Origin of the sequence: Pseudomonas sp. JUb42 (assembly GCF_024807945.1) — a bacterium.
Taxonomy (GTDB): domain Bacteria; phylum Pseudomonadota; class Gammaproteobacteria; order Pseudomonadales; family Pseudomonadaceae; genus Aquipseudomonas.
The window spans coordinates 80,215-103,439 of sequence record NZ_JANUFD010000021.1 but is presented as its reverse complement, the minus strand read 5'-3'; the positions used below and the strand labels follow the sequence as shown (position 1 = coordinate 103,439).

Genomic DNA, 23,225 nt, shown 5'->3' with positions numbered 1-23,225 from the left:
CAGCTGCTCGGGCACCAGTCGGCCACCGAACGGCTGCCCAGTCCCTTCCCGGCATTTAGGCCTCGACGAATAACCCCAATTACTGGCATGACGTGGTTGGCCATCGGGCTGCAGTCGACCTGGGCAGCGCTGCACTATGGAGACGTTTTCATCGCAATTAGCTCCGTGGTGCTTGCCGGCGGATTGCTCACTCTGAGCTTGATTGACCTCGATCATCAGAAGCTTGTTTTAGCCGGCGTTTGCCTGCGCTCATCCATCCTTGGCCCAACCGCTTTTTCTGCTTGATTGTTACTCGACCGCGACTCCAGACCCTCTGGACAATTCTTTCCTCCCTGGGACATTAGCGCTAATGCGCCACTATGTCTCGGATCGCCCATTTGCAGTTTAGAGCCGTCTGGAGCATTGTGCAGATCCGCCGCCGCCAAGGCATTTTCGGGTCTGATATTTACCTACTGCGATACTGCAACGGTGAACTGGTGCAGCACGCCAATAACATGTACCTGTCGTTGATCCCTGAAGAGATTGAGGCGGTGCTGCCATGCTTTGGCAATGTGACGCCCAGCTCCGAAGGTGAAAACCCGGTCTACGGTCTTGGCAACCCAAGCACCCGAACAGCAGAGTTTCTGATCGACCCGCCCTAGGGCTTTGAGTTGCTCGGTGGCGAGGGGGCACGGATGCGGATGACCACCATCGGCGCCGATGGGAGGAAGACCCTCACTGACACCGTTTTTTTGTAGGAAAACGACGATGACCATTTTTGATGTTCGCGAGCTACACGAATTGCACTGGCCGTAGCGCTGGGGTGTTTTTGAAAACGGCGTGATGGTCGGTCGTTTCACCTCCGACGCAGAAGCCTATCGCGCTGCGGCGCGTTCGTAAGGGAAAACGCTACACACCGCCGGCCCTTGATTGGGCCTTTGGCAGTACCTGAACGTGGGTTTCGCGTTCGATGATCGAGGGAATGAACATGAGCGGGAGCGTGGCAAGATTCCAGATTGCGCGAGTGCATGCCGAGATTGTAGGCGGTGCGGTTTTCGTTCGCTGCCCAGAGTGCAACACCCTGAACGGCGAGAGAGATAGGCTGTGTGACAGCCCCGAACTCGACCTATCAACGTATCCGGCTAACATGCGCGTCTACGCCTGTGTTGACTGCCAAGTGATGTTTGAGACTGAGGTTCCACCAGACATCGCCAGCGAGTAGGAAAACGCACCAGGTAAACCACAAGCCCCAGCCTAAAACCTGGGGACGAGGACGCAGAAGTGTCGGACTGGCCGACGCCGATTGAAGGAACGATCCGATGAAAACACGTATCACCTTGTGCGCTGCGGCGCTGGTTATCCTTTCACTAACCGGTTGCGCGAGCCAAGCGCAGATCGACGAGCAGAACAAGCAACTCGCAGCCATCAACGTATCGCTGACTCAGATCCAAGCTGTCCAGGCTGAGTCGCTGGAATTGCAGAAGATGCAAGCCAAGATCCAGGTGGAAAGCCACAACCAGCTGGTCCGGAGCAACGCCCTGCAGGTTGAGCAGCAGGCCAAACGCAAGTAACGATGAAGCTCGGCTAGCGCGCCCACAGGCTTGCTGGCCGGTGCCAACCAGGACGACAAGTCACCTGTTCAACACCTGTTGCTGCTGACCGAAAACTGACCCAGTAGAGGCTCTTCTGCCGACTGAAAACTGACCCAGGTGTTCAACTGCTTCTGCTCACTTTTCGAGCAGGAGAACACAGGGTGATCAGCATGGAAATGTTGGGAAAAATCCGGCGGATGTACTTCCGCGACAAGCTCTCGCTGCATCAGATAGCCAAGCGTACCGGGCTGTCGAGAAACACCATCCGAAAATGGGTCAGAGCGCCCGAAGCCATTCAGCCAGCGTACCAACGGTGCGCAACCTTCAATAAGCTCAGCCCTTTTCACGAGACCCTGGAGCAGGCGCTCAAGGCCGATTCGTTCCGGCCAAAACACAACCGCAGGAGCGCCAAAGCACTTTTTGAGCAGATCAAAGCCGAGGGTTATGACGGCGGTTACAGCCAGCTCACGGCGTTTGTGCGCTCTTGGCGAGGCGAGCAAGGCAAGTCTTTACGCGCTTTTGTACCGCTGACGTTTGCGCTCGGTGAGGCCTTTCAATTTGACTGGAGCGAAGAAGGTCTGCTGATCGGTGGTCTTTTTCGACGTATCCAGGTCTCCCACATGAAGCTGTGTGCCAGCCGCGCATTCTGGTTGGTTGCGTACCCCAGCCAAGGCCACGAGATGCTGTTTGATGCCCACACCCGTTCGTTTGGAGCGTTGGGTGGTGTGCCGCGTCGCGGCATCTACGACAACATGAAAACGGCTGTCGACAAGGTCAACAAAGGCAAAGGGCGCACGGTCAACGCCCGGTTTTCCGTGATGTGCGCGCACTATCTGTTCGATCCGGACTTCTGCAACGTGGCCTCTGGCTGGGAAAAAGGCATCGTCGAAAAGAACGTTCAGGACAGCCGGAGGCGAATCTGGCTCGATGCTCAAAACTGTATGTTTCACACCTTCGAGGAACTGAATGTCTGGCTCGGCCAACGTTGTCGGTCGCTCTGGAGCGAACTGGTGCATCCGCAGTACAACGGGCTGACGGTGGCCGAGGTCTTAGAGCTGGAGCAGGTCGAAATGATGCCAATGCCGACGGCATTTGATGGCTACGTCGAGCGTACCGTGCGGGTCTCCAGCACCTGCCTGATCAGCGTGGCGCGAAATCGCTATTCAGTGCCATGTGAGCGCGTCGGCCAGTGGGTCAGTAGCCGTTTGTACCCTTCGCGGATCGTGGTCATTGCTGACGAAACGGTGATCGCCAGTCACGAGCGCCTCTTTGATCGAGATCAGGTCAGTTTTGACTGGCAGCACTACATCCCACTCATCGAACGCAAGCCTGGTGCATTGCGCAACGGTGCGCCATTTGCTGATCTGCCAAAACCGTTACGGCTTCTCAAACGAGGACTGAGGCGTCACACCAACGGTGATCGAATCATGATGCAGGTACTGGCTGCTGTGCCAATTGCGGGGCTCGAACCTGTGCTGGTGGCGGTGGAGCTGGTACTTGAATCGGGAAGTCTGAGCGCCGATCACATCCTCAATGTCCTTGCCCGCCTGACCTCCACCGCACTACCTCCCAGTGTAGAAACCAGCCTGCAACTCAAGGTCGCGCCTGTTGCCAATACAGCACGCTACGACCGGCTCCGTGCGACCGATGAGGAGAATCGCAATGCGTGACCTAATGACTGAACTCAAAGAACTTCGCCTGCACGGCATGGCCAGTGCTTGGGAAGAACTGGTCTCTCAAGGAACAGCGTCGACGGCTTCATCGAAATGGCTGCTGGAACATCTGCTTCAGCAGGAACATGCGGATCGCGCGGTGCGCTCGGTGAATCATCAGATGAACATGGCAAAACTCCCCATGCACCGTGACTTAGCTGGCTTTGACTTCAGCGCTTCCAGCGCTGATGCCCGGCTGGTCAGCGATCTATCCAGCTTAGCGTTCACTGAAACGGCGCAGAATGTCGTGTTCATTGGCGGCCCTGGAACCGGGAAAACACACCTGGCCAGTGCCTTGGCTGTATCCGGAATCACGGCCCACAACAAACGCGTGCGCTTCTTTTCCACGGTGGATCTGGTGAATCTGCTGGAGCGTGAGAAGTACGATGGCAAGGCAGGGCGAATCGCCCAGGGACTGCTTCGCACAGACCTGGTGATACTGGATGAGCTGGGATATTTGCCCTTTAGCCAAAGCGGCGGTGCCCTGTTATTTCACCTGCTGTCCAAACTGTACGAACACACCAGCGTGGTCATCACCACCAACCTCAGCTTCTCGGAATGGTCGAGTGTGTTTGGCGACGCCAAGATGACCACCGCGTTGTTGGATCGGCTGACACATCACTGCCACATCGTCGAAACGGGCAACGAGTCCTACCGCCTACAACACAGCACCTTGGCCGCCCAGACAAAGATCAAGTCACGGGAACGAAAGCGCAAGGACGGAGATGATGTCGAGGACGATGAGCCATTTTGATCCGCACCATAAATACCCTGCTGCATGCCTACATGCGGTGGGGGTTGATGCGTCTTGAATCGGCCCACTGCTGCTAAGCTTATCCACAATTGCTGGGACAGAAATCAGCAATCCGTCCTGGGTCAATTTTCAATCGGCAGGGTGGGTCAGTTTTCAATCAGCGCCAACAGTCAGGTTGCGCCAAACCTGCTGAAGCGGAAGTTTAATGCCAAACGACCAAATCAGAAATGGGTTACGGATGTGACGGAGTTTCGGGTCGGCGGGCAGAAGCTTTACCTCTCACCGATACTTGATCTCTACAACGGCGAAATCATCGCTTTCAAGACAGCCAGGCGCCCGCTTTTCGATATGGTCGACGGGATGCTACGACAAGCCTTTGAACGGCTACGGCCACGCGATAAACCAATCTTGCATTCCGACCAAGGATGGCAATATCGAATGCCTATTTACCGTCGTGTCCTGAGTGAGAGAGCGGTCAAGCCGAGCATGTCTCGCAAAGGAAATTGCTATGACAATGCGGCTATGGAAAGCTTTTTTGGCACGCTGAAGTCAGAGTTCTTTTACCTGAACAAATTCAACAGCCTTGATGAGCTTGAAGCAGGGATAGATGACTACATACACTACTACAATCATTCGCGAATCAGGCTGAAGCTAAGTGACCTGAGCCCTGTGGAATACAGGACTCAAGCACGGCGGGCATAGAAGGCGTCCAACTTTTCGGGGTCAGATCAAATTTAAGTAGGCACCAGTTCTAGCCTTTTAAGCGGGTATTTCATGCAGCCAAAACGCCGTTCCTATTCCAAGTCCTTCAAAGCCCAGGTCATTCAAGAGTGTGCCCAGCCCGGCGCTTCGATTGCCAGCATCGCGCTCAGCCATAGCCTCAATGCAAACCTCGTCCACAAATGGATTCGCCTGCAAACGCAGAACAGCACGGCGCTGCAACCTGCATTTATTCCATTACCCATGCCGTTGGCCGGAGCAGGTTCGCACGCAGCGTCATCGAATATCTGCGTTGAGATCGAGCACCCACGCGGCACCGTTAAAATAAACTGGCCAACTGAAAGTGCTGCTGTCTGCGCGACCTTTCTTCGAGACCTGTTGCGATGATCCGCATCGACGCCATCTGGCTCGCCACCGAGCCCATGGATATGCGTGCTGGTACCGAGACCGCGCTGGCCAGAGTCATTACGGTATTTGGTGCGGCGAAGCCGCACTGCGCTTATCTATTTGCCAATCGACGGGCCAATCGGATGAAAGTGCTGGTTCACGACGGGATTGGTGTTTGGTTGGCGGCACGCCGGTTGAACCAGGGCAAGTTTCAATGGCCAGGTATTCGACATGGTAGCGAACTGGAACTGGATACCGAGCAACTTCAGGCCTTAATACTTGGTTTGCCGTGGCAGCGCGTGGGCGCTGGTGGCGCAATCACGATCCTTTAAAAAGGCGGTAATTAACGTCTGGGTCTGCTGCCGTAGGCGGTCTGCTTTGGTAAAATCCACCGCATGACTTCCTTGCCCAATCTCGACCAAATGCCCCCCGACCAACTGCGCGCCCTCGCTGCGCAGTTGATGTCGAAGGTCGACACCATGGGCAGGAAGATCCATCGCGATCAAACCATCATCGAACAGCTGACTCACGAGATTGCGATCCTCAAGCGGCACAGGTTTGCCAAGCGCAGCGAGCAGATCAGCCCTGAGCAAGGCAGCTTGCTCGACGATCTGCTTAACACTGATCTTGAGGCTATCGACGCTGAGCTGACGGCACTCCAGCCGGCTCCGGCTCCAGAAGAGGTGCGCCAAAAACCAAAGCGCGCACCGCTGCCGCAGCAGTTTCCACGTACCGTCATTCATCACGAACCAGAAAACACCCAGTGCACTTGCGGCTGCCAGCTTCAGCGCATCGGCGAAGACGTCAGCGAGAAGCTCGATTACACGCCAGGCGTGTTCACCGTAGAGCAACACGTACGTGGGAAATGGGCCTGTCGCCGGTGCGAAACGCTGATCCAGGCACCGGTACCGGCCCAAGTGATCGACAAGGGCATCCCGACCGCAGGTCTGCTGGCTCATGTGATGGTGGCGAAGTTCGCTGATCATTTGCCGCTGTATCGGCAGGAGAAAATCTTCGGGCGCGCTGGTTTAGCGGTACCGCGCTCCATGCTGGCTCAATGGGTTGGGCAAACCGGTGTACAGCTTCAGCCGCTGGTTGATGCCTTGCGAGAAGCTGTTCTGGCGCAGCAAGTTGTCCACGCCGATGAGACGCCGGTGCAGATGCTTGCGCCCGGACAGAAGAAAACGCACCGCGCTTATGTCTGGGCTTACTGCACCACACCGTTTTCGGCGCTCAAGGCTGTGGTCTATGACTTCAGTCCGAGCCGCGCCGGTGAGCATGCGCGTAACTTCCTCGGCTCGTGGAACGGCAAGCTGGTGTGCGATGACTTTGCTGGCTACAAAGCTGGCTTCGAAAAAGGCATGACCGAAATCGGCTGCATGGCTCACGCCCGTCGCAAGTTTTTCGATCTGCACGTGGCAAATAAAAGCCAGCTGGCTGAACAGGCGCTGCACTCGATTGGCGGCTTGTACGAAGTTGAACGCCAAGCGCGAGACATGAGTGACGAGGATCGCTGGCGAATACGACAAGAAAAAGCAGCACCATTGGCGAAAGCACTGCACGAGTGGATGTTGACCCAGCGCGATCTTGTGCCCAACGGATCAGCGACGGCCCAAACCTTGGATTACAGCCTTAAACGCTGGGTAGCGCTGACGCGCTACCTTGATGACGGAGCTGTGCCAATCGACAATAATCCGGTCGAGAATCAGATCCGGCCGTGGGCACTTGGGCGTTCGAACTGGTTGTTTGCGGGATCGCTACGCAGCGGCAAACGGGCGGCGGCGATCATGAGCTTGATCCAATCTGCGCGCATGAATGGGCATGATCCGTATGCGTATCTCAAAGATGTGCTGACGCGCCTGCCGACGCAACAGGCGAGCGAGATTGAGCTACTGCTGCCGCATCAGTGGGTATCTGGCTGAGTCATGTGAGGTAAGCGGAATACTCGTCCAGCGATCTTAATGAGAGAAGAAAGCATGCATAGCTACCAACTCCGGCTTAGTGGCATAGATGATGTGGCAGATTTATGCCGTATTTCGGCTCAAGCACGTCTGCGTTACAAGGCCATTCCAAATCTCGCCCATATTGCTGAAACACCCGCACTGCCCCCTGCGAGATTTGAAGCCTGTCGGGTCGTAGTGGCGCTTGATAGCGAAAGCAAGAAAATAATGGGCTTTGCGGCAATGCGACCACTGGATGGGCTTTTATATTTAGACAATATTTCCGTCGACCCAGATGCTTCAGGGAGTGGGATTGGAGCAAAGCTTCTCACGGCAGTTATAGAGCATGCTGAAAGCAGTGGGGTTCAAGCAGTGACCTTAACAACTTTTCATGAGCCTCCTTGGAATGGCCCTTGGTTCCGCAAACACGGCTTCCGTACGATGCCCAGTGAACACATAGCTGAGGGCTTGAAACAGGTTATGGATCGTCAATGGCTGACCTTGGACGCCACAACTCGTGAAACATTGTGGCGTGTCCTATGATTGCTGGATCAACAAGAAAATTGGGCATTACCACCTAACCTAGGGTGTCTTTGCCATTCGCTTACAAATGGTCGGCAAATTTGGCCGCCATCACGTGAGCCAGCAGCCCTGCCGTCGGGATGCCCTTATCGATGACCTGGGCGGGAACCGGTGCCTGAGTCAGTGTTTCACACTCGCGGCAGACCCATTTCCCGCGCACATGCTGCTCCACCGTAAACACGCCCGGCGTGTAATCCAGCTTCTCGCTGACGTCCTCGCCAACCCGCTGGAGCTGGCAGCCGCAGGCGCATTGGATGTTGTCGGGTTCGTGATAAATCACGGTACGCGGAAACTGCGCAGGCAAGGAAACACGCTTGGGCTGCTTGTGTGGTTCAGCTTGCGCAGTCGGTGGACTCAACGCCTTCAGCTCGGCTTCAATGGCCGCGATGTCGGTGTCGAGCAAGTCGTCGAGCAAGCTGCCTTGGTCGGGACTCAATTGCTCACTGCGCTTGGCAAACTTGTTACGTTTGAACCAGGCGATTTCGTGGGTGAGTTGCTCGATGATGGTTTGGTCGCGGTCGTTCTTCTTGCCCATACTGAACGGGCGGCAGCAATCATGAGTTTGATCCAGTCTGCGCGCATGAACGGGCATGATCCGTATGCTTACTTGAAGGATGTTCTTACTCGCCTGCCGACGCAGCGGGCGAGTGAGATTACGGAGTTGCTGCCGCATCAATGGGTGCCCATTCAATCACGCAAGGCGTGTTGGCCGGACATCTAGAAACAAAGGAATTGCCAAACGCCAACGGACTTCCTCATTCCTTTTAGTCGAGATTGCCCGAAATATTGATGCTGTAACCGGTGGTATCCGTAACCAGCTTCTTCTTGGCGAATCCGTTGATAACGAGGTAAAGCAATGGGCCAATCGATACGAAGACCGCCGTTATCAGAAAGTAAGGCACAAGAGAGACCGCAGATCGGCCTTTGGAGCGAGCGTCCCGATACATCCAGATGCAAGCGAGGAAGCCGAGCAGGTAAAGGTCAATAACTACTTGGGCAGTGTCCGGGCTGGATATTAACTCCAGGCCGAAGTCGATGAGCGATTGATCGGCAACGAACATGGTACCCGCCGTATACAAGGAAAAAATCACCAATGTGGCAAGTGAGAGGTAGGGTCTTTTCATTTGTCCTCCTTGAGCAAGAAGCGATGATCAACGCTGACAAGGTAGTGATATTGTCACGACGAGATCAATGACCTCACAGGTCATGGACTCAGCCAATTCGCGCCGTCAGAGTCGAATAATGAGCACCCGACCTTTTCCTCGAACGACACCCGCCATCACTGCAAGTGAGCAGTTGCGTCATCTGCGACGTCAGGCAAAATTGAGCCAACTCGACCTAGCCTTGATGTCAGGTATTTCTCAGCGCCACCTCAGCTGCATCGAGACAGGGCGCGCCAAGCCAAGCCCAGGAACTCTGCATAACCTACTCATGGCACTCGATGCGCCTCTAGAGCACTGCAACAGTGTCTTTCTCGCCAGTGGTTATGCACCGCGCTACGAAGCAACACCTCTTACCTCGCCAAGCATGGAGGCTGTTCGTGACGCTATAACTCACCTGCTTCATGCCAACAACCCCGCACCAGCGATTGTCTTGGGGAGTCAGTGGGAGATATTGGCAGCCAACGCCAGCACTGGAGTGCTGTTCGATCTGGTCGGCCTGAGTGCCGATGCGGCAGAAGGCCTAAATCTATTGGTAACGCTGCTGGAGCCTGGAGGGTTGGGCGATCATCTGAACAATGTCGAGGAAATCAGATTGATTGCTTGGCAAAGGGCAGCTAGAGAGGCTCTGTGCAACCCGGGGCTCGCTACGCTTCTGAAAAGCCTCCCCACGCCTCAAGAGGCTTCCACGTTGACAAGCGAACTGCCTCCGTTGGTACTGACGCGGCTCGACTCAAGGCACGGGGAACTGAAATTCATGTCAACTTTTACAACATTTGGCATGCCTCTCGACATTACGATGGAGTCGCTGCGTATTGAGCATCTGATTCCTGCCGACGCGAGAACCTGGGAAGTCATGGCCCGAGCCTATGGACAATTGAAATGCTGATGCCGTTATCTTCGGTTCAACAGATTCATAGGTGTGTTCGCCAGACGCTTACGGTACAACAGCACCACGGTCAGGCCCTGCACCTTGCAGATTTCCACCAGGCCCTGGCGGATCGACAGGGTCATTTCCACTTTGAGGTGCTGGATATTCTGCAGCGTCTCGCCTTCGCGTATCGCGCGGAACAGGCGGTCGTACCACTCGGCAGGAATTAAAAGTCAATTTTATGACTTTTCGCCTATTCCTTTAATAGAGCGTCAGGGTCGCCAGGTCCAACAGGGTGAAACGCCCCCGCCCATCAGAGCGCCAGCCACCCGTATCGATATGAAAGACATTGCCCAGCACATCCGGGCTGGGCAGATGGGTATGGCCCACCACCATGGCCCGCAGATCGGGAATACCGCTGGCATCCTGACTGCGCTGGCGCTCGCGGGACCACTGGCACACCTCTTCGGCCCGCTCCAGCCCCGGCAGATGGCCCAACAAGGTGTCGCGCAACATCGCCCAGCTGGGCAGCGGGCAATTGGCATGGACCAGGCCCACAGGCCCCTCAGCGGTCTCGACCTGCAGGGCAATCGGCATCTGCGCAAAACGCTCGGCATACAGGCGCTGGGCCTGAGGCGTCAGGTCGAGAAACCAGGCCCCACCACTGGCCATATACAGGCGGTAATCGGCAATCCGCCCCTGCACATGCTGAATGGCCAGAGCTTCGTGATTACCCTGCACGGCAAAGAACCACGGCTGCGCCAGCCACTCCAGACACTGCGCGCTCTGCGGCCCGCGATCCACCAGATCACCGACGCTGAACAGCCGATCCACCGCCGCATCAAACCCCACCGCCGTCAGCGCTGTCTGCAAGCGGCTGAAATGCCCGTGAATGTCCCCCACGGCAAAATCCCGGCCTTGCGGGTTGGCGGCAATCTGTTGGAAGCGGCTCATGGGTGGTTTTTCATCGGTTTGAATGGATGCGCAATGGACTGTGGAATGGGGGATAGGTTGCGCGGGGGCATGGCCCTTGGTCGGGCTGGGCAGCGCTGGCTGGGTATTGTGGGAGCGAATTCATTCGCGAAGGGGCCGCAGCCGGTAAGTAGCATCGTCGGATAGTCATCAAATAGGCAACTGCCCTTTAGCCAATTTGGATACTCACCGTGGACATGTACCTATGTCGACCCTGACCCTAAATCTACACATATAGTTACCTCTCAGCGCTTTTTTAAAGAGATATCCTGCCCTTCTTCCTGGCTCACCCTGGCCAGTCCAAAAGCACCTGCACTGAAGGAACAACAAGATCGCATTCCTATGACCTGTTCTATTGCGAAATCCCAAAAATATTGCCATCGTAACGACGTTTGTCATTACAGGTATTTTTCCATGGCCTCGATCAACATCCGCATCGACGACGACCTGAAAGCTCGCGCTTATCGCGAACTGGATCGACTCGGCGTAACCCCTTCCGAACTGATGCGCCAGGCCCTGCAATACGTGGCTGATAGTGGTCAGTTGCCCTTTCGGCCCGTACTGATGACGCCAGAAGACGAAGCGCTGGTGGCGACAGTTCGCGAACGCCTGGCTCATCCGCAACGGGTAAAGGTTTCGTTGGATGACCTATAGCCTTGAATTCGATGCCAGAGCGCTAAAGGAGTGGCACAAACTAGGGGATACAGTCCGGCAGCAACTCAAGAAGAAACTGTCCGAGATTTTGCTTAACCCGCGTATTGAGGCCAATCGCCTGCATTCATTGCCAGACTGCTACAAGCTGAAGCTGCGCAGCAGCGGCTATCGCCTTGTATATCAGGTCATCGACCATGAAGTAGTGGTCTTTGTCGTTGCGGTCGGCAAGCGCGAAGGCGAAGGCGAAGAGGCTTATCGCAAAGCGACTGAAAGGTTGAAGTAATCCGCCGGCATCATAAACAGAACGGAATCCTCTAACGCCAATCAACCACCCAATCCGCCCTGTCCCGATCCCCTTCAATCAACCGCGCATTCGGCTCATCGGTCGAGTCAATCCACGCCCTCGCCGCCTCTTCACTGCGCCCAAACTGTTGATGCCGTTCCATTAAGCGAGAGTGACGCTCTTCGGCACTTACTGACACAAACCAGCACTCGTCAAAAATCGGCGCGACCGAGGCCCATGGCCCCTGTGAGAGCAGCAGGTAATTGCCTTCGCTGATGACCAGCCGGGTCTGGGGCAGGATGGTGATGGCGCCGGCAATGGATTCCTCGATTTCGCGCTGAAACAGCGGCGCGTAGATCGTTTCGTCCTGTTGCTGTTGCTTCAGACGTGCCAACAACGCGCGGTAGCCGCCGACATCGAAGGTGTCCGGGGCGCCTTTGCGCGCAGCCCGGCCCAGGCGGGCCAGTTCGCGGTTGGCCAGGTGGAAGCCGTCCATGGGCACCACCACCGCCTGCTCGCCGAGGGCGTCGGCGAGCAGCTGGGCCAGGGTGGATTTGCCCGACCCGGGCGTGCCGACGATGCCCAGCAGGCGCCGCCCGCCTCGATCGATCAGGGCCTGGGCGCGAGCGAGCAGTTCGGGAGGCAGTGCCGGGCTCATGGTTTAGTCCTTGCGTTGAGTCTGTACGCCCAGGGAGCCCAGGGCGTCCCAGTAGCCGGGGTAGGTCTTGCCGACGCAGTCCGGATCCTGAATGCGGATCCCGGCGATCTTCAGGCCCGCCAGGGCGAAGCACATGGCGATGCGGTGGTCGGCGTGGGTGTCGATCAGGGCGTCGACGGTTTGCCCGGCCAGGGCCGGATTGGCGTGGACCAGCAGGTCGTCGCCCTGCTCTTCGGCCAGGCCCGCAGCAATAGCGCACAGGCCGTGGGACAGCGCCGAGACGCGGTCGCATTCCTTGACCCGCAGGTTGGCCAGGCCGACGAAGCGCACCGGCTGGTTATTGAAGGCGGCGAGCACGGCCAGGGTCGGCACAGCATCCTGCATTTGCGAGCCGTCGATCACGGCCGGCATGTTCGGGAAACGCTCGATCAGCAAGCGCGCTTCGGCGTCGGGCTGGGTGAAGTCTTCAGCGGCGACGCCAAGGTCGATGGCGCCGCCGGTCAGGGCCTGGGCCGCCCACAGGTAGGTGGCGGCCGAGGCGTCCGGTTCGATATGAAAGTCCGTGGCCTGGTAGCCGGTCGGGGCGACGCGCCAGGTGCCATTGTCCAGGGCTTGGACCTGCGCACCGAAAGCCTGCATGGCCGCCAGGGTCAGGTCGACATAGCCACGGGCGCCGATCTCGCTGCCGGTCAGGGCCACGTCGATCGGGCCCTTGGCGCAGGCAGCGGCCATCAGCAGGGCCGAGACGTACTGGCTGGACAGGCCGCCATCGATCTCGATACGCCCGCCGGCCAGGCCACCGAGGCCCTTGACGGTCACCGGTGGGCAGCCGCTTGGTGCGCTGACGCCCACACCCATGCGTTGCAGGGCATCGACCAGCGGGCCGATCGGGCGCTTGCGCATGTATTCGTCGCCATCGACGACGAACTCGCCTTCGAAGTTGGCCAGGGCGGCGGTGAGGAAACGTGTGGCGGTACCGGCGTTACCAAGGAACAGCGCCTGCTGCGGGGCCTGCCAGTGACCGCTGCTGGTGACCACGAAGGTGCTGTCGTCCGGCTCGTCGACCTGCACGCCCATCAGGCGCAGGGCTTCGGACATGACCCGGGTGTCATCGCTCTTGAGCGCGCCGCTCAGGCGGCTGGTGCCCTTGGCCAGACCGGCCAGCAACAGGGCGCGGTTGGTGATGGATTTCGAGCCAGGCGGGCTGACACGTCCGACCAGAGGCTGGTCGACAGGGGTAACGGTAAGGGTAGAAGTGGGTCGCATGATGTCCCTGAAGGTCAGCGCAAAATCGCGATCCTAGCAGACATGACTCAACGTGCCGACACATCGCAGAAGGCGAAATGCCCAGCGTGCGAAGTCAGGCGACTTCGCAGGTATCCAATCAAGTGTTCTCCCAGTGCCTCTTCGCACTCCATGCTAGGACCTGGCTCCTGACACTGGGTGAACGACCCACATACTAGCTGCTTGCCGCCATTGTGGATTTAGGACATCGCCGATTGAGCACTGCATCATGAAAAAAAGCTGAATCGTGCTCAAGATCGGGCGTTTCCAGCCATTATTCGTGGACTGTGACCTGATTGCGGCCGTTTTTCTTCGAGCTATACAGGGCCTGGTCGGCTAATTCGATCAGGGTTTTGTACTCTGCGGTCGGTTGCGACAGATCTGCCACCCCCAGACTGATGGTGCAACGGATCACCTGGCCCTCGTGACTCATCTCCTGGGCCTCGATGGCCTGGCGCAAACGCTCGGCAAAAATCTTCCCGCCGGCCTTGTCGGTATCGGGCAGCAGCACGACGAATTCTTCACCGCCGTAGCGGCCGGCGATATCGGCGGTACGCGCAAGTTGGCGAGTCACCTCAGCCACGCGCTGGATGACTTTGTCGCCCATCTGGTGGCCGTAGGTGTCGTTGACCCGCTTGAAGTGGTCAATGTCGAACATCACCAGCGTGGCCTGGGAGTCATAGCGGCAATGACGGGCGTATTCGTTCTTCAGCACCTCTTCCCAGTGGCCGCGGTTGAACAGGCCGGTCAGGCGGTCGGTGCTCGACAGCTCCAGCAGGGCGTTGTTGGCCGCCTGCAACTGGTGACGGTTGGTGGCCACGTCGGTGACGTCGTAGATCACCAGGCAGATATGACTGATCTCGCTGTTGGTCGAACGCAGCGGAAACAGCGTGGTGTTCTGGTACATGAAATCTTCCTGGCCGGTGATCGGCTGGTAGTTCTTGAACCGTACCAGGTAAGGGCGCTGTTCCCAGATGGTGAAGGCCGGTGTACCCAGGGTGACGACGCTTTCGATTTTCTTGCTGAACCAGCGCTCGTTGACCTCCGGGAACAGCTTGAAAAACGACTGGTTGGCCGCCTTGTCAGGCAACACGCCGGTGCGGTTCTCCATGAAGGTGTTCCACAGCTGCACGCGGTAATCACGATCGAGCACCACCAGCCCCACGTCGATGTTCTGGGTAATGGTGAGCATCCAGTGCAGTTCTTTGAGATCGATGTTGTTGTTCATGGTCAGCTCATCAGATAAGCAAGTTTATGCGAGAGCAGCTCGACCGAGTCTTCGGTGAACAACATCAGCAAATCGAAATGGATGTTATGGCCTTCCAGGCTGTAGCTGATCTCCACGGCAAGGGTTTTTTTCCAGCGTTGCTGGTTGATACGAATCAGCTCACCGATACCGTTGAGCTTACCCAGCACCTGGGGGTGGCCCTGGGAGAATTCGACGTCGATCTGCTCGGCAATCCCGCTCAGGCAGGCGCCGATCAGCACGGCCGAGAGGTCCAGGAGCATTTCCATATCGGTGTAATCGGCTGAGTCGCGCTGCATCAGCCTGGCCATGTCGGAGATTTCCGAATCATGGAACAGCAGCAACGCTTCACCGGCGATGCAGTCGCCGATATAACCCTGGCATACAGCGGTCAGGCGGTCGCGGCTCTGGGCATCGACCAGGGCCATGTGCAGCTCGCCCACCTCGAGCATGTTGACGTTGGGCACCGGCAACTGCACGAACACCCCCAGCACCCGGGCCAGCAGTGCGGCGGCGCGGCCCATGGCGACGTTGACGATCTCGCGCAGGGCATCGTGCAGGCTGATATTTGATACCGCAGCTGTCGGGATCACCGCAGGCATAGTGCCCGGTACGCCGAGCAGGCCCAGGTTACTCAGGGTCTGCTTGAGTTCTTCCGGATCAGCCGGTTTTTTCAGGAACGCCAGCGCGCCCAGCTCCATGCAGCGGCGTACGGCTTCTTCCTGAATGTCGCCGGAGACGACGATGATCTGTGCTTCAAGGTTTTCGGCGCGCACAGCCGCCAATGCCTGATAGCCATCCATGACCGGCATGGTCAAGTCCAGCAGCACCACTTTCCCCAGGCCCTGACGGATCGCATCAACGCCTTCCTGGCCGTTGGTGGCCATCGTGACCGAAACATCCCAGTCGCTGGGTAAAGCCCGGAGCAACTGCTTGCGCGCCATGTTGGAGTCGTCGCAAATCAGCAGGGGAATCATCGGCATTACTTTGTTTCTCACTGCGAAAAAGTTTCAGCCAGAGTCTCGGACAGCCTGCACAGTAATACCTGTCCGGGCGCCCTTGAGGAATAAAGATGTAGATGGCGTAAAAGAGCAGGTTGAGTCAAATATGCACTCTTCGCGCTTACCCCTTGATCTCTATGCAATATCTATGCTCAACGCACGGTAACGAAATGGCCGATTGCCATCGCGCACAAAACAATGACAACCAAGGGCACAACCGTACCAAAAATCCACCCCACAGCATTTGTTCCAGAGCACCTTGAGACTAGACTCATGCCCTCGCCAGCGCCTGTGGGAACCCGAATGAACGACGACCATCCACTGAACCAGAGAGCCGTGGCCGCCAGCAATGATCCTCTGGTCTTCATCATTGACGACGACACTGCCCTGCTTGAGGCCCTGGGCAGCCTGTTGCGCTCCATCGGGTTGCGCGTGGCCACCTTCGCCTCGGTCACCCAGTTCACCCAGTACCCGCGCCCCGACGTGCCCAGTTGTCTGATCCTGGACGTGCGCCTGCAGGGCACCAGCGGCCTGGATTTCCAGAATGAACTGGCCAGGGCCCAGGTCGAACTGCCCATCGTGTTCATGACCGGCCACGGTGATATCGCCATGACCGTGCGGGCGATGAAGGCCGGTGCCGTGGACTTCCTGGCCAAGCCGTTTCGCGAACAGGACCTGCTCGACGCCGTGACCAGTGCCCTGGACAAGGACCGCCAGGGTCGCGAAGCACACAAGGCCAATCGCCAGATGCGCGAGCGCTACGCCAGCCTGACCCCGCGTGAACAGGAAATCATGGCCCTGGCGGCCTCGGGTCTGATGAACAAGCAGATTGCCGGGAAAATCGGCCTGAGCGAGATCACGGTGAAGATCCACCGCGGCCACGCCATGAAGAAAATGAACGCCCGCTCCTTCGCCGAACTGGTGCGCATGGCCCAGACACTGGAGATCAAGACGTCATAAGACCGTAGGAGCAACTTTAGCCGCGAGGGCATCCTCCCGGCTGAAGCCGGTCCTACGGGGAAAACACAGACTCAGGCCAGCGCCGACTCAAGGCAATCAATCAACGCCTGGGCGCTAAAGGGCTTGGCCAGAAAGCCTACCGCGCTGCCGGTCATGGCCCGGCGGCGGATGCTGTCTTCGGGGAAGGCGGTGATAAACAGCGTCGGAATTGCCAGGCCCCGGGCCGTCAGTTGCTCGTGCAACTGCAGGCCGCTCATGCCGGGCATCTGCACGTCGGTGATCAGGCAATCGACCTGATGCAGGCAATCGGAGTCGAGGAACGCCATGGCCGAGGCAAACAGACACGACCGCCACCCCAGTGAACGAATCAGGCTGTCGATACCCGTGCGCACTGCCGTGTCATCGTCGACAACCGCTATCACCGCAAGCTTGGACAAACCCTTTACCTTCAATTCGAATGAACCACCCTGCACCGACACGGCGCAGAGGTGCACGTTAACCAGTGCACGCCCGCGGCGGAATCATACCCACGTATAAAGTGCGGGCCAGACTGACCGAAGGCGTATTTTCTGACCATTTGATCAGGCCGGCAGCGCTTCCTGGTGCGCCAGCATGTAGCGGTGGAAGTCGGCCACAGTCAGGGGCTTGGCATAGTGATAGCCCTGAGCCTCGTCGCAGCCGTGGTCGATCAGTGCCGCGACGATGCCCGCGTGTTCGATGCCCTCGGCGATCACCGTCATGTCCAGGCTGTGGCCCAGCCCGATCACCGCACGAACAATGGCGGCATCCTTGGGGTCGTCGAGCATGCCACGCACGAAGGACTGGTCGATCTTGAGCTTGTCGACCTCAAAGCGCTTGAGGTAGGCCATGCTCGAATAACCGGTGCCGAAGTCATCGATGGACATCTTCACGCCCAGGGCCTTGAGATCGCGGATCATGGTCATGACCCGCTCGGAGTTCTCGATCAGGATCGACTCGGTCAGCTCCAGCTCCAGCAGCGACGGCTTGAGCCCGGTGTCCTGCAAGGCCTGGCGCACCTGCTCGACCAGGCCGTCCTGACGAAACTGCACGGCCGAGCAATTCATCGCCACCGTCAGCTTACCGAAACCGGCGCGCTGCCAGGCCACCGCCTGTTTACAGACTTCATGCAGCAGCCAGTGGCTCATGGGCAGGATCAGGCCACTGGATTCCGCCACCGGAATGAACTCCGACGGAGGGATCGCGCCCTTTTCCGGGTGCCACCAGCGCATCAACGCCTCGGCACCGATGACCCGGCCGGTCAGCAAATCGACCTGGGGCTGATAGTGAATGCTCAGCTCGGCCTGCTCGTGGGCGTTACGCAATTGGGTCTGGATCTGCAGCAACCACAGCCCGCGCTCGCCCATGGCGGTCTCGTAGAAAGCCCAGGTGTTGCGACCGTTGTTCTTGGCCTGATAGAGCGCCGTGTCAGCGGCCTTGAGCAAGGAGCCGAAGTCATTACCGTGCTCGGGATACAGCGCCACGCCGATGGAGGCGCTGACGGCCAGGCGATAGTCCTGAATCTGGAACGGCTCGCGCACCGCCTGCAGAACATGGTCGATAACCTCGACCAGGTACTCGCGGTTGTCGTCATTGATCAGAATCAGAAACTCATCGCCGCCCAGCCGTGCCACCGTGTCTATTTGCGGCTGCAGGGCCAGCAGGCGCCCAGCCAGGCCTTCGAGGATCAGGTCACCGGAGACATGGCCGAGGGAGTCATTGATGGTCTTGAAGTTATCGACGTCGAAATACAACAGCGCCAGACGCTGCTGCCCGGCGCTGCACGCGCTGATGCAATGGTTGACCCGCTCGCGCAGGAAACGCCGGTTGGGCAGGCCGGTCAGGGCGTCGTGGAAGGCGCTGTCACGCAGCTCATCGACCACCTGCTGACGACGCAGGCGAATGCGCTGCAAACGCTGGCTCAGACCGAAAATCGCCAGCGACAGCACGCTGAACATCAATACGGCGGCGATCACCGTGTATTTCCAGCTCGCCAGATAATCCTCGGACGCCAGGCCCGTGACGATCACCAGGGGAAACTGACCGACGCGCTTGAAGCCATACAAGCGCTTGATGCCATCGATGCGCGACGGCATGACGACTTTGCCCTGCTGCTCGCCCTTGATAATCATCTGATCGATCTTGTCGGCGGCGTACTGGCGATAAGGGTTGTCGGCCTTGGGCACGCGCAGCACCAGGTCAGGACGATCAGCGCGGCGCACGGTAATCACGCCATGGCGCCCGACATCGATCTGGTCGAACAGCTCCAGCATGGTTTTGAGCGGGCGGCTGAAGGTCACCCAACCGATATGCCGACGTTGATTGTCGAACACCGGGACCGCCATGTGCAGCACGTCGCGGCCCTTGTCGTTGCCCATGACCATCGGCGTCAGGCTGCCCTGGTCATCGGGCTGCGGCGTCAGCGTGGCCCAGAAATGCAGCTCGTCGGTCGACGGCTCGGCGCTTTTTTCATCGGTGCGCAGCAACAGGCGGCCATCGCTGGCCAACACGTCGAAATCGCCCATCTCGCCAAAACGGCTGCCCAGCGCCTTGAGCTTGCGCTGCCCCGTCGTACTGCCGGCCGGCAAACTGAACATGCCGTCATCGATACGCAGAGCAATGCCTTGCAGGCTGGCCTGAAAGCCTTGCAGCGTGGCATTCAGGCGCGCTTCGAAGATCAGGTTGAGATTGCCGATATCCGCCTCGGCCTGGCGCTGCACCTGGCGATAATCCAGGTACAGCAGACCGCCCAGCGCACCGGCCATAGCGGCTGCCAACAACAGCCAGAGGCCGATCCTGCGTCGACTTGCGCTGAGCATGCGGGGGTGTCTCCCTGAATGATTAAACGGTTCTGGCAAAGGATGCGACCTTAGCATTCAACCATGGACGTGCCGATCAGCTATGGGGTTGGCGGACCTATACCTGGGTATAGGAGCAGTCTGTTTCTTGTGTGCCGGCTTTTGTGTGGGACCGGCTTTAGCCGGTCCCACATTAGTTAGCCGTTCGTTTCCCCTGGCAAGGCAAAACTCAACACCGCGCCCTGCCCCGGCTCGCTGTCGGCCCAGATCCGGCCGCCATGGGATTCGATGATCGAGCGGCAGATCGACAGGCCCATGCCCATGCCCATGCCGTTGGCCTTGGTGGTGAAGAACGGATCGAACAGGCTGCCCATGTTCTGCGCATCGATGCCGAGGCCGCTGTCGCGAATCTGCAGCATGACGCCTTCGCCCTCGGTATGACGCAGATGCACGAACACATCACGGCGACCGTCCGGGGAAGCCGCCATGGCCTGCACGGCGTTCATGATCACCTGTTGCAGCTGAATGCGATCGCCGCGCACCGCGGGCAGCGGCTCGTCAATCTGCACGCTCAGGGTCACGCGCTGGCGCTGGATCTCGCGCTGGACCAAAGCGATGGACTCCTCGATAACTTCCGGCAGATCGAGGCTGACGTTCTGCGGGTCGGTCTTGCGTGACAGCGCGCGGATACGCCGGATCACCTCGCTGGCACGGTGCGCCTGGCTCTTGGCCCGCTCGATGGCCGCGCGCACTTCGCCGATGTCCGGCACCTCACGGTTGAGCCAGCGCAGCCCGGCCTCGGCATTGGTGATGACTGCGGCCAGGGGCTGATTGACCTCATGGGCAATGGACGCCGCCAACTCACCCAGGGTCGTGACCCGGGTGATATGGGCCAGATCGCTCTGCGACCGATGCAGGGCCTCTTCGGCGTTCTTGGCCGTGGTGACGTCCATCAGCGCACCGACATACTCGCGGTGACCGGCACCGTCCTCGACCTCCCGGGCCAGCATGCGCACATGCTTGGTACGGCCATCGGGCATCTGCAAACGAAACTCGGCGGCCAGGTTCACGGTGCCGGCATCGGCCTGGTCGATGATCGAGCGCAACAGCGTGCGATCCTGCGGGTGGGTTCGCTCAAGCATGGCGTCTACCGAAGGTTGCTGCCCGGCATCGAACTCGAAAATCCGCCGCGCTTCATCCGACCAATACATGGCTGTGCCGGGCAATTCGAGGCCCAGGCTGCCGGTCTGGCTCAGGCGCTGGGCCCCGGCCAGAAACGCCTCACTGCGATGCAGCAGACGCACCTGTTCCTGCAACTGGTCCTTGCCGGCCTTGTTCTTGAGCGCCAGGTACCCGGCAATGGCAATGGCCGCCAGACTCACCAGACAACGACCGAACGCCGGCCCCCAGAACTCGTCACCATGGGCGATCACATAGGCGCTCAGGGTCAGGGCCACACTGGCATAGGCCACGAGCAGCACACCCCGGCGCGAGAACAGGTCCACAGCGATCAGGATCACCACGATGTACAACACCGCGATGGCCACATCGAGAGAACTGAGGCTGTCGATCAGGAAGATAATCAGGGTGATCGACAGCGCGCCCAGACGCATGAGCCAAGGGCTCAGGAGGGAGCAGAGTCGGGAGGTGGAGGAAGGGATCATAGAGCGGACCATCCTTGATTTATATCTAGATAGATAGCTATATATCTATCTAGATGCGCGATTCCAGTGGGCGCGAGGCTTGCCCGCTAAGGCGATTTTTCAGCCTGAAAAAATGTAGCGGATGTACTGGCCTCTTCGCGGGCAAGCCTCGCTTTCACAAGTCCGAACTTGCAGCACTCAGCGTCTCAAATCCTGAATTGTTTGACCAACCCACCCAAGCGATTGCCCAGCTCATTCAGCCTACGCGCTGTCTGCGCACCGCCCTGGGCATCGTCGGCGACGCTGTCCACCGACTGGGCGATCTGGGTCATGCTGCGGCTGACTTCCTCGGCCACGGAGGTCTGTTCTTCCGAGGCGCTGGCGATCTGCGCGTTCATGTCGTTGATGGTCTCGATCAGGTGACCAATGGCATCCAGCGACTTGCCCGCCTGGTTGGCCAGCTCGCCCGTGGTCTTGCCGGTCTCGCTGGAGCGGCTCATGGAGGTGACGGCATTCTGCGTGCCGCGCTGCAACAGGCCGATCATTTCGTTGATCTCCTGAGTGCTTTTCTGGGTGCGGCTGGCTAAGGCGCGGACTTCGTCGGCAACCACGGCAAAACCACGTCCGGCATCACCTGCCCGGGCCGCTTCGATGGCCGCGTTCAGGGCCAGCAGGTTAGTCTGCTCGGCGATGGAGCGAATCACATCGACCACACTGGCGATGGATTCCACGTTCTTCTGCAGGTGATCCAAAGACGAGCTGCTGTCACTGATCTCACCGATCAGCTCATGAATGCTGGCAATGCTCTCGGTGACCACACGACGGGCTTCACTGCCGACATCGCTGGTCTGTTTGGCCGCCTGGGAAGCGCCCTGGGCGCTGACCGAGACCTGATGCGCCGCCGTGGACATCTCGTGAATGGCGGTGGCGACCTGGTCAGTCTCCTGGCGTTGCAGCTCCATCTGATGCTCGGAGCGCCCGGCCTGGGACGACATGTCGCCGACCAGCCCGGTCAGTTGCCCGGTCATCTCGGCAATCTGCCGCACCAGGGTGTGGATCTTCTCCACGAACAGGTTGAACGAGTTGGCCAGCACGCCCAGTTCGTCGTTACTGGTGATCGGCAGACGGTGGGTCAGGTCGCCGTCACCGGCAGCAATGTCATCGAGCTTGGTCTTGATTGCCAGTACCGGCTTGACGATGCTGTTGCCCAGCAGCGCACCGACACCCGCCACCAGCGCCAACAGCACCGCGGCGACCGCAATGATGAACGCCGTGTAGGAACCGATGCGGCTATGACGGTCAGTAGAAATGGCCTGCACCTGCTCTTCGATATCGTCCAGGTTCACCTGGGTGCCGAAGATCAGGTCCCACTTATCGAGAAACACGGTATAGCCGAGCTTGGGCACCGGTTTGTCGCTGCCCGGCGTCGGCCAGTCATAGCGGAAGAAATGCTTGCCGGACTTGCCCGCCTCGACCAGACCACTGACCACCGGCACGCCATTGGCGTCCTTGGAGTCGATAAAACTCTTGCCGATGTCCTGGTCTTTATCCGCCCAGAACACCCGCACACTGGCCGAGTTATAGCCGTAGAAGTAAGCGGCCTTGTCGTAGTTCAACTTGCGCAGTACTTGTACAGCCTTGTCCCGCGCAGCCGTATCGCCGGGCGCCGCGGCGTCGTAGATCGGCTTGATCGCGGCAAGACCGATTTCGGTGTAGTTCTTCAGCGATAAACGCCGTTCTTCGGTCAATAACGTACGGGTCTGATCGACTTCTTCAGTGGCCAGTTTTTCCAGGACCACAAAAGCGATGGCGCTGATGACGGCAGCCAATAACAGGCTGGGCACAATCGCTAACAGGATCACTTTGCTGCGTAAGTTGAGCGCCACGGTAGATTCCTTTCCGGGAAAGTGAAATCAAACGCAAATGATGAGCGAGCCCGCAACAGAGGGGCTTGATCATGGGCAGGGTTTGCGAAGGCAGACGAGAAGTTTTCGGCAAGCCGAAAGATCTG

General features: G+C 58.6%; 21 protein-coding genes and 7 pseudogenes. 15 read left to right on the top strand and 13 right to left on the bottom strand.

Annotated elements, in window-relative coordinates:
• The 10 genes and pseudogenes from M2401_RS31725 to M2401_RS31680 form a co-directional block, all read left to right on the top strand.
• Positions 1-285: pseudogene (locus M2401_RS31725) on the top strand (hypothetical protein); the annotation flags it as partial.
• A gap of 74 nt (positions 286-359) precedes the next feature.
• Positions 360-641 (top strand): hypothetical protein, encoded by a 282-nt coding sequence (locus M2401_RS31720; RefSeq protein ID WP_259110216.1) that lies wholly within the window; start codon positions 360-362, stop codon positions 639-641.
• Positions 642-1,298: 657 nt separating this feature from the next.
• Positions 1,299-1,550, top strand: a complete 252-nt coding sequence (locus M2401_RS31715) for a hypothetical protein (protein WP_259110214.1) — start codon at positions 1,299-1,301, stop codon at positions 1,548-1,550.
• A gap of 191 nt (positions 1,551-1,741) precedes the next feature.
• Positions 1,742-3,241 (top strand): IS21 family transposase, encoded by a 1,500-nt coding sequence (gene istA / locus M2401_RS31710; RefSeq protein ID WP_102619021.1) that lies wholly within the window; start codon positions 1,742-1,744, stop codon positions 3,239-3,241.
• Positions 3,234-4,037: an IS21-like element ISPsy20 family helper ATPase IstB gene (gene istB, locus M2401_RS31705; RefSeq protein WP_029241171.1), complete on the top strand. Its 804-nt coding sequence runs from the start codon at positions 3,234-3,236 to the stop codon at positions 4,035-4,037. Before istA ends, istB begins: the two co-directional genes overlap by 8 nt.
• A gap of 171 nt (positions 4,038-4,208) precedes the next feature.
• Positions 4,209-4,739, top strand: a pseudogene (locus M2401_RS31700) (IS3 family transposase); the annotation flags it as partial.
• 72 nt (positions 4,740-4,811) lie between these two features.
• Positions 4,812-5,144 (top strand): IS66-like element accessory protein TnpA, encoded by a 333-nt coding sequence (tnpA, locus tag M2401_RS31695; RefSeq protein ID WP_259110206.1) that lies wholly within the window; start codon positions 4,812-4,814, stop codon positions 5,142-5,144.
• Complete coding sequence (gene tnpB / locus M2401_RS31690) at positions 5,141-5,476, top strand: IS66 family insertion sequence element accessory protein TnpB (protein WP_259110203.1); 336 nt, start codon at positions 5,141-5,143, stop codon at positions 5,474-5,476. Before tnpA ends, tnpB begins: the two co-directional genes overlap by 4 nt.
• A 63-nt stretch (positions 5,477-5,539) precedes the next feature.
• On the top strand, positions 5,540-7,066 hold the full coding sequence (gene tnpC / locus M2401_RS31685) for an IS66 family transposase (protein WP_259110200.1): 1,527 nt from the start codon (positions 5,540-5,542) through the stop codon (positions 7,064-7,066).
• Positions 7,067-7,120: 54 nt separating this feature from the next.
• Complete coding sequence (locus tag M2401_RS31680) at positions 7,121-7,627, top strand: GNAT family N-acetyltransferase (RefSeq protein ID WP_259110196.1); 507 nt, start codon at positions 7,121-7,123, stop codon at positions 7,625-7,627.
• A 64-nt stretch (positions 7,628-7,691) separates the two neighbouring features.
• On the opposite strand, the pseudogene M2401_RS31675 reads toward M2401_RS31680, so the two are convergent.
• Positions 7,692-8,258, bottom strand: a pseudogene (locus tag M2401_RS31675) (IS66 family transposase zinc-finger binding domain-containing protein); the annotation flags it as partial.
• Between M2401_RS31675 and M2401_RS31670 the strand changes: the two are divergent.
• Positions 8,205-8,387 (top strand): annotated as a pseudogene (locus tag M2401_RS31670) (transposase domain-containing protein); the annotation flags it as partial. The pseudogenes M2401_RS31675 and M2401_RS31670 sit on opposite strands and share 54 nt — an antisense overlap.
• Positions 8,388-8,430: 43 nt before the next feature.
• Here M2401_RS31670 and M2401_RS31665 read toward each other — a convergent pair.
• Complete coding sequence (locus tag M2401_RS31665) at positions 8,431-8,790, bottom strand: DUF2834 domain-containing protein (protein WP_259110195.1); 360 nt, start codon at positions 8,788-8,790, stop codon at positions 8,431-8,433.
• Between the two features lie 118 nt (positions 8,791-8,908).
• Between M2401_RS31665 and M2401_RS31660 the strand changes: the two genes are divergently transcribed.
• Complete coding sequence (locus tag M2401_RS31660; protein ID WP_259110192.1) at positions 8,909-9,715, top strand: helix-turn-helix transcriptional regulator; 807 nt, start codon at positions 8,909-8,911, stop codon at positions 9,713-9,715.
• Between the two features lie 53 nt (positions 9,716-9,768).
• On the opposite strand, the pseudogene pelG reads toward M2401_RS31660, so the two are convergent.
• Together pelG and M2401_RS31650 are read right to left on the bottom strand one after the other, a co-directional pair.
• Positions 9,769-9,918 (bottom strand): annotated as a pseudogene (pelG, locus tag M2401_RS31655) (exopolysaccharide Pel transporter PelG); the annotation flags it as partial.
• A 40-nt stretch (positions 9,919-9,958) separates the two neighbouring features.
• Positions 9,959-10,651, bottom strand: coding sequence for a metallophosphoesterase (locus M2401_RS31650; protein WP_259110191.1), 693 nt, complete (start codon positions 10,649-10,651; stop codon positions 9,959-9,961).
• Between the two features lie 432 nt (positions 10,652-11,083).
• On the opposite strand from M2401_RS31650, the gene M2401_RS31645 reads away from it, so the two are divergent.
• Both M2401_RS31645 and M2401_RS31640 read left to right on the top strand, forming a co-directional pair.
• A complete protein-coding gene (locus M2401_RS31645) occupies positions 11,084-11,323 on the top strand; it encodes a type II toxin-antitoxin system RelB/DinJ family antitoxin (RefSeq protein ID WP_259110189.1) in 240 nt (79 codons plus the stop codon).
• On the top strand, positions 11,313-11,606 hold the full coding sequence (locus M2401_RS31640) for a type II toxin-antitoxin system RelE/ParE family toxin (RefSeq protein ID WP_259110188.1): 294 nt from the start codon (positions 11,313-11,315) through the stop codon (positions 11,604-11,606). Before M2401_RS31645 ends, M2401_RS31640 begins: the two co-directional genes overlap by 11 nt.
• A 31-nt stretch (positions 11,607-11,637) precedes the next feature.
• Here the strand turns inward: M2401_RS31640 and M2401_RS31635 are convergent, their stop codons facing one another.
• The 4 genes from M2401_RS31635 to M2401_RS31620 form a co-directional block, all read right to left on the bottom strand.
• On the bottom strand, positions 11,638-12,264 hold the full coding sequence (locus M2401_RS31635; RefSeq protein ID WP_259110186.1) for a nucleoside/nucleotide kinase family protein: 627 nt from the start codon (positions 12,262-12,264) through the stop codon (positions 11,638-11,640).
• A gap of 3 nt (positions 12,265-12,267) precedes the next feature.
• The gene (gene aroA, locus M2401_RS31630; protein WP_259110183.1) at positions 12,268-13,530 is read right to left on the bottom strand and encodes a 3-phosphoshikimate 1-carboxyvinyltransferase; all 1,263 of its coding nucleotides are present in this window, start codon (positions 13,528-13,530) and stop codon (positions 12,268-12,270) included.
• 292 nt (positions 13,531-13,822) lie between these two features.
• Positions 13,823-14,776 (bottom strand): diguanylate cyclase, encoded by a 954-nt coding sequence (locus M2401_RS31625; protein ID WP_259110180.1) that lies wholly within the window; start codon positions 14,774-14,776, stop codon positions 13,823-13,825.
• A 2-nt stretch (positions 14,777-14,778) separates the two neighbouring features.
• On the bottom strand, positions 14,779-15,777 hold the full coding sequence (locus M2401_RS31620; protein WP_259110177.1) for a response regulator: 999 nt from the start codon (positions 15,775-15,777) through the stop codon (positions 14,779-14,781).
• A 321-nt stretch (positions 15,778-16,098) separates the two neighbouring features.
• Between M2401_RS31620 and M2401_RS31615 the strand changes: the two genes are divergently transcribed.
• Entirely contained in the window at positions 16,099-16,755 is a 657-nt protein-coding gene (locus tag M2401_RS31615; protein WP_259110175.1) for a response regulator transcription factor, read from the top strand.
• Positions 16,756-16,826: 71 nt separating this feature from the next.
• Here M2401_RS31615 and M2401_RS31610 read toward each other — a convergent pair whose 3' ends face one another.
• The 5 genes and pseudogenes from M2401_RS31610 to M2401_RS34855 all read right to left on the bottom strand — a co-directional run.
• Entirely contained in the window at positions 16,827-17,192 is a 366-nt protein-coding gene (locus M2401_RS31610) for a response regulator transcription factor (RefSeq protein WP_259110172.1), read from the bottom strand.
• A 144-nt stretch (positions 17,193-17,336) separates the two neighbouring features.
• Positions 17,337-19,592 carry an EAL domain-containing protein gene (locus M2401_RS31605; protein WP_259110169.1) on the bottom strand — a complete coding sequence of 752 codons (2,256 nt, stop codon included), beginning with the start codon at positions 19,590-19,592 and terminating at the stop codon, positions 17,337-17,339.
• Positions 19,593-19,768: 176 nt separating this feature from the next.
• The gene (locus tag M2401_RS31600) at positions 19,769-21,235 is read right to left on the bottom strand and encodes a sensor histidine kinase (RefSeq protein ID WP_259110167.1); all 1,467 of its coding nucleotides are present in this window, start codon (positions 21,233-21,235) and stop codon (positions 19,769-19,771) included.
• Positions 21,236-21,420: 185 nt separating this feature from the next.
• A pseudogene (locus M2401_RS34860) lies at positions 21,421-21,936 on the bottom strand (methyl-accepting chemotaxis protein); the annotation flags it as partial.
• A 342-nt stretch (positions 21,937-22,278) separates the two neighbouring features.
• Positions 22,279-23,013, bottom strand: a pseudogene (locus M2401_RS34855) (cache domain-containing protein); the annotation flags it as partial.
• Positions 23,014-23,225: the final 212 nt, after the last annotated feature.